Origin of the sequence: Enterococcus sp. 3H8_DIV0648, assembly GCF_002140655.1 — a bacterium.
In the GTDB taxonomy this organism is placed as follows: Bacteria; Bacillota; Bacilli; order Lactobacillales; family Enterococcaceae; genus Enterococcus_A; species Enterococcus_A hulanensis.
In genome coordinates, this window is sequence record NZ_NGLG01000001.1 from 1059130 (window position 1) to 1070850 (window position 11721).

The following is an 11721-nucleotide window of genomic DNA, read 5'->3' on the forward strand; positions in this document are numbered from 1 at the left end:
TCGCATGAATGCATTAGAGGTAAAAAACGCCAGCAAAACCATTAGTAATGGTGTGAATGATAAACGCAGAATTTTAAATAATGTTGATTTGACGATCGCCCCAGGTGAATTCGTCACCGTACTTGGCGGTAATGGTGCTGGAAAAAGTACCCTTTTCAACAGTATTTCCGGCAGTCTGCAATTAGACAGCGGTACTGTTTCGGTAATGGGCAAGGATTTGACTAAACTATCTGAAGAACAACGAGCAACCTCCATCTCTCGGGTCTTCCAAGATCCGAAAATGGGCACAGCGCCACGACTGACAGTCGCCGAGAATTTAGGCCTAGCTGAAAAACGCGGACAAAAACGACGACTACGCCAGCGCCAACTGAATCATAAGAAAGAAATGTATCGCGACCTTTGCAAATTGGTCGGCAACGGTCTGGAAAACCACCTCGATACACCAACAGGATTTCTTTCCGGCGGACAGCGGCAGGCTTTGAGTTTGCTGATGGCGACGATCACGAAACCCGATTTACTACTATTAGATGAACACACAGCTGCACTCGATCCAAAAACAGCGAAGCAATTGATGCTGCTGACAGATCAAAGGATTAAAGAAGAAAATCTGACTTGTTTAATGGTCACCCATAAAATGGAAGATGCTCTGCATTACGGCGATCGTGTGATCGTGATGGAAAAAGGGGAGATCATTAGAGATATCCGTGGAGAAGAGAAGGAACGTATGACATTAGCGGATTTATTCCTGCTTTTTGAAGAAAACGAGAGTGTAGCTGAAGTAATGTAAATAATTTTTTTTACAGAAAATAAAAGTAATGGGTTGACTTCTTGGAAAAACAAATCTATACTAAGTTCAATCTTAAATCAGTTTGGAGCGATTTTTATGAATACGAATATAAATAAGAGTACGCACACACAACTGAATAATTATTACTTTAGCTATTTTAGATAAGTTTGTATTCATGATTCATGGATGCAAACGAGACAAGTTTGTATCTATGATGGCTAAGGATTTTAAGTTTGACTTAATGCCACATAGATGAAAATCTATAGTGGCTTTTTCTTTTGGTATCTTTTTGGGAGACTAGGCTCATTGTAGATTTTCTACAGTGGGCCTAGTCTTTTTTTGAAATCGCTGATTGAAGGTTGAATAATAATAGAAGGAGTGAGGAAAGATGAAAGAAGAAATTTCAGGAAGAACGCGGTTAGCCGGGTTATATGCATTGCCAGCAAGGCACAGCTTTTCACCCATGATGCACACGACAGCGTTCCAAGCAACGGAGGTTGATGCAGTCTATTTAAGCTTTGATGTTCAGCCTAAACGACTTGGCGCAAGCATACAAGCGATTCGCGATCTTGAAATGTTGGGAGTCAATTTATCGATGCCTCACAAGATGGAAGCTGTCAAGTATGTCGATGAACTCAGCCAAGCAGCTCGCTTGATCGGAGCAATCAATACCATCGTGAATCAGGATGGTAAATTAATCGGACATATCACAGACGGAATCGGCTGTATGGAAAGCCTGAAACAAAACGGGATAGAAATTATCGGTAAGAGAATGACGATTCTTGGAGCCGGTGGCGCCGCAACTGCAATTATTACACAAGCTGCGATCGACGGAGTAGAAGCCATCGATGTATTCAACATCAAAGATGACTTCTATCAAAAGATCGAACCGAAGCTGGCCATGATCGCTAATGAAACCAATTGCCACATTCAATTACATGATTTAGCAGATGAAAAGCAATTGAGCGATTCACTGGCTGCCAGCAGTTTATTGATCAATGCCACAAACATTGGAATGGCACCTGATGCAGATCAAATGCCATTACCAGATGTATCCTTATTAAGAAAAGATTTACCGGTTTTCGATGTGATCTATCATCCAGCCGAAACCAAATTATTAAAAGCCGCGAAAGCAACTGGAGCAACAGCAGTCAACGGCTTAGGCATGCTGCTGTATCAAGGAGCCGCCGCTTTCAAATTATGGACAGGCAAGGAAATGCCGGTCGAACAAATCCAACCGTTATTGGAAGAAACAATCAAAAAATAAAAAAAGAAGGAAGTTATTACGATGATCTTAATTATAAAAAAAGGAATTCAAGAACAGGATTTAAAACCAATTTTATCACGTATCGCAGAAGAAGGATTAGGAGTACAAATCAATCACGGGAAAGATCGTTTAGTTTTGGGACTCTTAGGAGATCCAAAAATCATTCAAAATGTACCGTTCCAAGCTTACAGTGTCGTTGAACGGGCAGTAGCTATCTCAAATACGTACAAATTGACTTCAAGAGAATTTCACCCGCAAGATACAGTAGTTGATGTAGACGGCGTGAAAATCGGTGACGGCAGTTTCGTAACGATGGCTGGCCCTTGTTCAGTCGAAGGCGAAGAACAAATTATGGAAACAGCTCGCATGGCAAAAGCCGGCGGTGCCAAAATCCTACGCGGAGGAGCATACAAACCTCGTACTTCTCCATACGCTTTCCAAGGTTTAGGTGAAGAAGGTTTGAAAATCATGCGCAAAGCCGCTGATGCCCATGGCCTAAAAGTGATCACAGAAGTCATGGATGAGGCGCATATCGATGTCGTTTGCCAATACGCTGATATCATCCAAATTGGTGCACGCAATATGCAGAACTTCCGATTACTTGAAGCAGTCGGAAAAACAGGCAAACCAATCGGCTTGAAACGCGGGATTTCCGGGACGATCCAAGAATGGTTGAATGCAGCGGAATACATCGCTGTCCAAGGCAATTCAAAAATCATTTTCATTGAACGCGGGATTCGGACATACGAAACTGCTACCCGAAACACCTTTGATTTAAGTGCCGTACCATTGATCAAAAAATTGAGCCATTTCCCAATCATTGTTGACCCAAGTCATGGTACAGGCGTATGGGATCTAGTGGCACCGATGGCTCGAGCAGGTGTTGCCAGCGGAGCTGACGGTATGATCGTTGAAATCCATCCTGATCCATTACATGCTTGGTCTGATGGGGAACAATCATTGAATGAAAAAAATTACCTACAAATGATGAGTGAAGTAGAAATCATGGTAGATGCGATGCAAAAAGTTAAGGAACTAACAAAAGAACCTTCACTGATTTAAACAGGGGGAACGTTTCATGGAAATTGTCTTATCAGATAAAAGTTATGAAATCATCGTAAAGCGCCACGCTTTAGATACTGTTGGCGAATGGATCGCTTCACTTTGGCAGAATAAAAAAATCGCAATCATCAGCGATGAACATGTTTTTCCGCTTTATGGCGAGAAAATCCAACAGCAGTTAGCCAATTATGAAGTTTGTCACTACACTGTGCCGGCTGGCGAAAGCAGTAAATCTTTAGAGATGGCAAACAATCTTTATGATTTTCTAGCCGATCAGCAATTTACCCGCAGCGATGCAATCATCGCTCTGGGTGGAGGTGTTGTGGGCGACCTAGCCAGCTTCGTTGCTTCGACTTATATGAGAGGGATCGCCTTTGTTCAAATTCCCACCTCCTTACTAGCGCAAGTAGATTCTAGTATTGGCGGAAAAACAGCGGTGAACTCAAGCAAAGCCAAGAATATGATTGGAACCTTTGCTCAACCGGATGGCGTATTGATCGATCCAGAAACATTGAATACATTGCCGGAGCTGCGGGTACGCGAAGGAATCGCAGAAATCATCAAGTGCGGCGCGATCAGTGATGCTTCACTATGGAACGACCTTGAGAAACTAACAGGAATCCAAGATCTTTTAGCTCATAGTGAAGCGATCATTCTCAAAGCTCTGCAAGTAAAGAAGACAGTTGTCGAAGAAGATGAATTCGATAACGGTTCACGTCTATTATTGAATTTCGGCCACACGATCGGCCACGCAATTGAAAATACAGCTGGCTATGGGAAGATCAGTCACGGCGAGGCAGTTGCCATTGGAATGGTGAAAATTTCACAAACCGCTGAGAAAAAGAATCTTTCACCAGCTGGTATCACTGATAAAATTAAAGCGATGAATCAAAAATATCAACTGCCGATTACTTATCAGCCGTGGGAAGCCGAAAAATTCTATACGGCCATCACCCATGATAAGAAGGCTAGGGGCAGCAGTTTAAACATTATTTTATTGACAGAAATCGGCAAGGCCTATATTAAAAAAATCAAACTCACCGAAATCAAAGAGTTTTTACGAGAAGGGGAATAGCTTATGCGTTACTTAACAGCTGGAGAATCTCATGGACCAGAATTAACAACGATCATCGAAGGTGTTCCAGCAGGACTAACACTCTCCGTTGAAGCAATCAATCAAGAACTAGCAAGAAGACAAGGCGGCTACGGACGCGGCGGACGCATGAAGATCGAAAAAGATCAAGTTCGGATTACCTCTGGCGTGCGTCACGGCAAGACATTAGGTTCTCCAATTACCATGATCGTCGAAAACCGTGATTGGAAAAATTGGCAGAAAGTCATGTCTGTCGAAGCAGTAGCTGAAAAAGATGAAAAATTACGGCGGGTATCAAAACCGCGGCCAGGACACGCTGATTTAGTCGGTGGAATGAAATACCATCACAGTGATTTGCGAAATGTTTTGGAACGCTCGTCTGCTCGCGAAACAACGATGCGAGTGGCGATCGGCGCTCTTGCAAAACAAATTTTAGCAGCAGTAGACATTGATATCGCCAGTCACGTCGCAATTTTAGGCGGAATCGAAGCTGCAGTTCCAGAAAAATTGAGCGTAAAAGAGATTAAAGCCAAAACAGCAGTCTCAGAAGTCAACATGGTTGATGAGTCAGTCGAAGAATCGGTCAAGGAGTTGATCGATCAAACGAAAAAAGCTGGCGATACCATTGGCGGCGTCGTGGAAGTACGAACAGACAATGTACCAGCTGGGTTAGGCAGCTACGTTCAATGGGACCGCAAGCTGGATGGCAAGATCGCACAGATCATGATGAGTATCAATGCCTTTAAAGGTGTTGAATTCGGAATTGGATTCGAAGCGGCTCATCGACCAGGATCCAAAGTCATGGACGAAATCGTCTGGGACGAAGGTTACAGTCGAACAAGTAATCACCTTGGCGGCTTTGAAGGCGGCATGACCAATGGCGAACAGATCATCGTCCGAGGAGTCATGAAGCCGATCCCGACATTGTACAAACCATTGATGAGTGTCGATATTGATACGAAGGAACCTTACAAGGCAAGTGTTGAACGTTCAGACAGCACGGCGGTTCCAGCCGCTTCTGTCGTTGCAGAACATGTCGTTGCGACAGTCTTAGCACAAGAAATTTTAGAAAAATTCTCATCCGATACAATCGATGAGTTAAAACAGGCGGTTGCAGAATACCGCGAAGCAATCAAAAACTTTTAAGAGAGAGGGTACGTCTATGAAAAAGAAAGTGTTCGTCTTAGGACTTGGTCTAATCGGCGCTTCACTTTGCCGGGCAATCAAAAATCCAACGATCGAGCTGTTCGGCTGGGATTATTCGGAAGAAACCCGCGAAATCGCCAGTGAAGTTGGATTAGTCGATCAAATTGCTTCTATTGAAAGAGCTCCTGAGATGGATATCATTATCTTGGCCGTACCCGTCTTATCAACGCTGCATTACTTGCATGAACTGGCACGCTTGCCATTGAAAGAATCAGTGATCGTCACCGACACCGGCAGCACAAAAAATGAGGTCATGAAGCTGGCGAAGACACTGCCTTTTACATTTATCGGAGGACATCCGATGGCGGGCTCCCATAAATCAGGAGTCAAAGCAGGGAATCCAAATCTTTTCGAAGAGGCTTACTACATTTTGACACCGCCTGAAGGAACAAACGTCGACCCGTTAATGGAACTATTAGAGCCGACTCGAGCAAAATTTGTTGTGATCGAACCTGAATCTCATGATGAGATCGTAGGAGTTTTGAGTCATTTGCCTCACATCGTGGCATCAGGTTTGGTAAAAATGAGTGATCAGCTGACAGAAGATCACCCTCGGGCAACACAGTTGGCAGCAGGAGGCTTTCGCGACATTACAAGAATCGCTTCCTCAGATCCGCAAATGTGGACCGATATTTTATTAACCAATCGATCAATCTTGCTGGATTTGATCACTGGTTGGCAGGACGAAATGACGAAGATTCGAGAAAGCCTCATTCAAGAAGACCAGCCGGCAATCTATGACTTTTTTAGTCAGGCCAAACATTCTCGCGATCATTTGCCGACAAAGGATCGTGGCGTAATTCCAGCATTCTACGATCTTTACATTGATATTCCGGATATCGCAGGAGCCATCGCAAAAGTGATGACGCTCATCAGCGAGGCTGGTATTTCGGTTATTAACTTAAAAATTCAAGAAACTCGGGAAGATATTTTCGGTGTTCTGGAACTTTCATTTAAAAATCAAGCAGACTTGGAAAAAGGGCAATTGCTAATTGAAGAAGCGGATTTTCGTTGTCGCAGAAGGAGTTGAACAAATGAAACTATTGAAAACTAAAGCAGGGCTGACCGGTACATTGACGGTACCAGCGGATAAATCAATTTCACATCGCAGCATCATGTTCGGTGCCATCAGTCATGGGAAGACGACAGTCCATAACTTTTTGAGAGCAGAGGATTGTTTGAGCACTGTCGCTGTTTTTAAAGCATTAGGTGTTGCAATCAATGATGAGGGAAAAGATATTATCATTGAAGGGGAGGGCTTTGAAAATTTACAAGCGCCGAAAAAGCTATTAGACGCTGGGAATTCTGGTACAACAATGCGGTTGGTATTGGGGATTTTAGCAGGGCAGCCTTTTCATTCAGAAATCGCCGGCGATGCTTCATTGAACCGCCGCCCGATGGAACGTGTTATGGGACCACTAAGAACAATGGGTGGTAACTTGCAGGGTGAACAGGGCAGTGAATTTCCTCCGATCGCAATTGAGGGAAGCAAGCTTTCAGCGATCACTTACGAAATGCCGATCGCAAGTGCACAAGTAAAATCCGCGATCCTTTTTGCTGCACTGCAAGCAGAAGGTTTGACTACTATTATTGAAAAAGAAAAATCACGCAATCATACAGAAGAAATGATCAAACAGTTCGGTGGAAAAATTACAGTAGAGGATAAAAAAATCACTGTACCGGGCGGACAAAAATTAGTTGGTCAAGAGGTAACGGTACCTGGTGACATTTCCTCAGCTGCCTTCTATCTTGTGGCAGCCAGCCTGTTACCCAACAGCAATCTTCAATTGAAGCATGTTGGTGTGAATCCCACTCGAACAGGTATTTTAGATGTCTTACAGGAGATGGGTGCCAATATCCAAGAGGCCGCTCTAGATCAGCAGAACCAAGCAGCGGACCTACTAATCAAGCCGGCACCATTGAAAGCTGTAGAAATTGGCGGAGAGATCATTCCGCGTTTAATCGATGAACTACCAATAATTGCCTTAGCCGCCACTCAGGCAGAAGGAACGACCATCATTCGCGACGCGCAAGAATTAAAGGTCAAAGAAACGAATCGGATCGATGCAACCGCTCAAGAGCTAAACAAACTAGGAGCAAACATCGAAACGACAGATGATGGAATGATTATTCACGGACCTACAAAGCTCCATGGCGGAGTAGTAGAGAGCCATGGCGATCATCGCATCGGAATGATGCTTCAGATCGCAGCCTTATTAACAGAAGATCCAGTGGAACTAAACAATCCCGAAGCCATCAATATTTCATATCCAAACTTTTTCACTGATTTAAACTCATTGATTTAGACTTCAAATAGCAGATTGCATATTGCGAGATCAAAGAAAAAAATTCAAAATAATATAAGAATCAGAAACGTTTAGTTAGATGGTATACGGCGTGAGAATCAGACTAATTTTTTGTTAAAAAAATTAATACATTAAAACGAACAAGGAGAATGCCTAATGGAATCTATTGTCTTAATCGGCTTTATGGGAGCTGGAAAAACTACGATTAGTAAAGAACTTGCCACTACATTGAATGCCCAAGTGGTAGATATGGATGATGTTTTAGTTGAACGGATCGGACAGCCGATCAGCGATTATTTTGAAGAACATGGGGAAGCATCGTTCCGAGAACATGAGACGAACCTTTTAAAAGAAGCATTGAATGAGGAATCGGTTATTGCAACTGGCGGCGGCGTCATTTTGCAAAAGGAAAACCAACAAGTCTTATCCGATAAGTTAGTTGTTTACTTAAAAGCAGATGCGAATGTTTTGGTGAAACGAATTCGCGAAGACAAAGTAAATGTTCGTCCGTTGGCCATCAAAAATGACGATGGAGACCTGAAACGTTTATTCTTCTCAAGAGAAAAGCTATATGAAAAATTAGCCAAGATTACCGTCGATACCTCAGAGAAATTACCAAAGGACATTGTTAGCGAGATCATTCAACAAGTCGAGGTTGCTTCTTAATGAAAGTTGGCTATTTGGGACCGAGAGGGTCATTTACCTACAGTGCCGCTGCAAACTTTTTTAATGAAAATGTATTACTACCTTATGACTCATTAACTGCGCTCTTAGAGGAACAGCGAAAGGGCGCATTGGATTATTGTGTCGTTCCGATCGAAAATACGATCGAAGGCTCTGTATTGCCGACATTGGATTTGATTTTTCAAACTTTGCCGACGATTCAAGCGGAGATCGTATTGCCGATTCAGCAGCAGTTGATGGTGCATCCTGCTCATGCCGATTCTTGGCAAGATACGGAATTGATTTGTAGTCATCAACAGGCTTTAGCACAATCGCAGGTCTTTTTGATGAACCATTTTCCAACGGTTGATATCGAACAAATCGGTTCAACGGCTCAAGGTGCGCAAAAGGTCGCCGATAATCCTGATAAACGTTATGCTGCGATCGGTTCAAGAGACGCGGCCAAACAATTCGGTTTAACGATCGTCCAAGAAAATATCCAATCGATCAGTGAGAATGAAACACGCTTTTGGGTGCTGGGCGAACAACCTGTCGCAGGGAACTTGCCGCATGGAAAGAATAAGGCGACGGTTTTATTCGATTTAGCTTCAGATCATCCTGGGGCACTTTATCAAGGCTTGGCGAGCTTCGCGGCAGAAGACATCAACTTGACTAAGATCGAATCACGCACACAAAAAACAAAATTAGGGGAGTACTTCTTTATTATTGACTTAGAGACTCCAGCTAAGGAGAAGCTCAATAAAGTGCTGCTTCAGTTAAAGGAGCAGAATTTCACTGTCACTTTGATCGGCGATTACCCAACATATCTTCCAGCGGTTAGAAAATCTTAGTAGTTAAGGTTTTCTAATTTTTTTTGGGAAAAATAAGACAAAGGGCAGATGATTTGCTATTTTAATAATAATAGTAATGAGATGAAGAGGTGCACTATGAGCCGAATGGACAAATATAAGAAGATCCACGAGGAAAGTCAAAAGGAGGATAAAAAACCTTTTGGCTTTCGACGTGAGATGAAAAAAAACGAAAAAGCAGAACAAGAAAGAACTAGATACGAAGAGCCTAGCTATGAAGAACCGCGGCAAACGTATCAAGAACCTGAAAAAGAATTCTATTATGAGGATCATTATCAAGAACCGAAGAAGAAACGATTCAATTTCAAACTACCTAAATTTAAAAATCCTTTTAAACGAAAACCAAAGAATCCTTATGAACAGAAACCGAAGAAAAAAAGAAGCTGGCGCAGAATATTAGTCATGATCCTGATTGCGATCTTAGGGTATTCGGTGATTTCTTTTGGTATTGGTAATTTTGCCGCGAAGCATGATTCCTCCATGCCGAAGATCGAGACACAGGAGTTTAATGGCGCGACCTCAGAAAATGGCAAGCGAAATATTTTGCTCCTAGGCAGCGATACCCGCGACAATATCAGCGGACGCTCTGATTCAATGATGGTACTGCAGGTCGATGGCTGGGGCAAGCCGAAGCTGGTTTCCTTTATGCGGGACATGTATGTCAATATTCCTGGCGTTGGAGAGAATAAGCTGAATGCTGCCTATGCTTACGGCGGGGCGGATCTTGTTCGCCAAACGCTGAAGGAAAATTTCGGGATCGATTGTCGTTATTATGCGATGGTGGATTTTCAAACATTCGAAAAGGGGATCGATGCGCTGTTCCCGCGCGGTGTGCAGATCGATGCTGAAAAGGACATGAGTGCCTACATTGATGAACCGATCACACAAGGGACACAGCGAATGAACGGTCATACCTTATTGAACTATGCTCGTTTCCGAATGGATGAAGAAGGCGACTTTGGACGTGTTCGTCGTCAGCAGCAGGTGATGCAATCTGTTTTTGGACAATTAATTAATCCGCTAGTGTTATTGCGCGGACCATACGCTGCGGGGAAAATCTGGGGGTATCTTTCAACAGATATGCCAAATAGTTATGTTTTAACACATTTACTTAATTTTGGAAAAGCGGTGGGCGGTCTTGAGCGTTTGACCTTGCCAGTTGATGGATCATGGTCCTATATCGATACCGTCAATGCCGGCAGTGCGCTAGCCGTCGACACAAACCAAAATGCGCAGGCGGCTCAAGAGTTTTTAGGGAAGTAATAGAATTTTGATTCCCATCATTCTATGAGTATGCTATATTATAATTATTGTAAATTTTGATAGAAACGAGGAAGCGACTATGAAACTAGCGATCGTGACAGATAGTACCGCTTATCTGAATGAACGCATGCGCAATCATAAAGATTTGTTCATAATTCCAATTCCCGTCATCATTGACGGCGAACCTTTTGAAGAAGGGGTGGATATTGGATATGAAGAATTCTATCGAAAATTGAAAAGCAGCAAGGATTTCCCAAAAACCTCTCAACCGGTTTTAGGCGAAGTTTATGAATTGTATCGCTCAATCAAGGAACAGGGCTATGATACAGTGATCAGTATTCATTTATCAGAAGGTATCTCAGGTTTTGTTCGTACATTGACAGCAATTAAAGATGATATTGAAGGATTACAGCTTATTCCTTATGATTCTAAAATCACTAGTGTCCCTATGGGGTATATGGTGGAAAGAGCACTGGAAATGAGTGAGCAAGGAAAGTCACTAGAAGAAATTTTGGCGGCAGTCGATCAAATTCGCGACACCACGAACGCCTATATCATTGTTGACGATTTAGACAACTTAGTCCGAGGCGGTCGTTTGACCAATGGCGCTGCGATCATCGGCGGTTTGTTGAAGATCAAGCCGATCCTGACCTTTGAAGATGGCAAGATCGTTCTGGCAGAAAAAATTCGTTCATTAAAGAAAGCTTTACAACGTACCGAGGAAATCATTGAAGAGCGTCGTCAGGAAAACCAAGATGAACTGCGAATCTATGTGATCCACGGCAACAATCCAGAACTCGCTCAGCAAGAATACGATAAGCTGCGGCAGAAATATCCCGATGCGACAATCGATGTCGGCACATTCGGCCCAGTTATCGGCACTCACTTAGGCGATAAAGCAATCGCACTTGGTGTAGCAAAATAAACATGAACTCACTAATTCGTTTAGTGAGTTTTTCTTTTGTCAAATTCACTCAATAAATTTGCGCAGATGTGAAATACTTTACAAAAGATAACTGTTAGTCAAAATTTTAGTAGTTATACAAGGTGATAAGATTTGAAAATCATATACAAGACGTTTAGTTTGATGGTACACGCAGCGAAAATCGGACTCATTTTTTGTGGTCTTCAAAAAATGATTACCTTAATGAGAGTTAGTTGCCAGTCAAACTTTTCACAGTTTTATAAAGAATGAGACCAAATCA

At 42.8% G+C, this 11721-nt stretch carries 11 protein-coding genes; all 11 read left to right on the top strand.

The genetic code is table 11. The features are described from left to right. The first annotated feature begins 4 nt into the window (after positions 1 to 4). The 11 genes from A5875_RS04925 (at position 5) to A5875_RS04975 (ending at position 11441) form a co-directional block, all read left to right on the top strand. The gene (locus A5875_RS04925) at positions 5 to 787 is read left to right on the top strand and encodes an ABC transporter ATP-binding protein (protein WP_088932578.1); all 783 of its coding nucleotides are present in this window, start codon (positions 5 to 7) and stop codon (positions 785 to 787) included. 388 nt (positions 788 to 1175) lie between these two features. Then, positions 1176 to 2054 carry a shikimate dehydrogenase gene (aroE, locus tag A5875_RS04930; protein WP_088932579.1) on the top strand — a complete coding sequence of 293 codons (879 nt, stop codon included), beginning with the start codon at positions 1176 to 1178 and terminating at the stop codon, positions 2052 to 2054. 21 nt (positions 2055 to 2075) lie between these two features. Next, entirely contained in the window at positions 2076 to 3116 is a 1041-nt protein-coding gene (aroF, locus tag A5875_RS04935; protein WP_088932580.1) for a 3-deoxy-7-phosphoheptulonate synthase, read from the top strand. A gap of 16 nt (positions 3117 to 3132) precedes the next feature. After that, positions 3133 to 4191 (top strand): 3-dehydroquinate synthase, encoded by a 1059-nt coding sequence (gene aroB / locus A5875_RS04940; RefSeq protein WP_088932581.1) that lies wholly within the window; start codon positions 3133 to 3135, stop codon positions 4189 to 4191. Between the two features lie 3 nt (positions 4192 to 4194). After that, positions 4195 to 5355, top strand: coding sequence for a chorismate synthase (gene aroC, locus A5875_RS04945; RefSeq protein ID WP_088932582.1), 1161 nt, complete (start codon positions 4195 to 4197; stop codon positions 5353 to 5355). A gap of 16 nt (positions 5356 to 5371) precedes the next feature. Then, entirely contained in the window at positions 5372 to 6445 is a 1074-nt protein-coding gene (locus A5875_RS04950) for a prephenate dehydrogenase (RefSeq protein ID WP_088932583.1), read from the top strand. A 4-nt stretch (positions 6446 to 6449) separates the two neighbouring features. Beyond that, positions 6450 to 7721, top strand: a complete 1272-nt coding sequence (gene aroA, locus A5875_RS04955) for a 3-phosphoshikimate 1-carboxyvinyltransferase (RefSeq protein WP_088932584.1) — start codon at positions 6450 to 6452, stop codon at positions 7719 to 7721. Positions 7722 to 7877: 156 nt separating this feature from the next. After that, positions 7878 to 8387: a shikimate kinase gene (locus tag A5875_RS04960; RefSeq protein WP_088932585.1), complete on the top strand. Its 510-nt coding sequence runs from the start codon at positions 7878 to 7880 to the stop codon at positions 8385 to 8387. Then, positions 8387 to 9235, top strand: coding sequence for a prephenate dehydratase (gene pheA, locus A5875_RS04965; protein WP_088932586.1), 849 nt, complete (start codon positions 8387 to 8389; stop codon positions 9233 to 9235). The genes A5875_RS04960 and pheA overlap by 1 nt, the downstream gene beginning before the upstream one ends. Positions 9236 to 9331: 96 nt before the next feature. Further along, on the top strand, positions 9332 to 10516 hold the full coding sequence (locus A5875_RS04970; protein ID WP_088932587.1) for an LCP family protein: 1185 nt from the start codon (positions 9332 to 9334) through the stop codon (positions 10514 to 10516). Between the two features lie 79 nt (positions 10517 to 10595). Continuing rightward, positions 10596 to 11441 carry a DegV family protein gene (locus tag A5875_RS04975; protein ID WP_088932588.1) on the top strand — a complete coding sequence of 282 codons (846 nt, stop codon included), beginning with the start codon at positions 10596 to 10598 and terminating at the stop codon, positions 11439 to 11441. Positions 11442 to 11721: the final 280 nt, after the last annotated feature.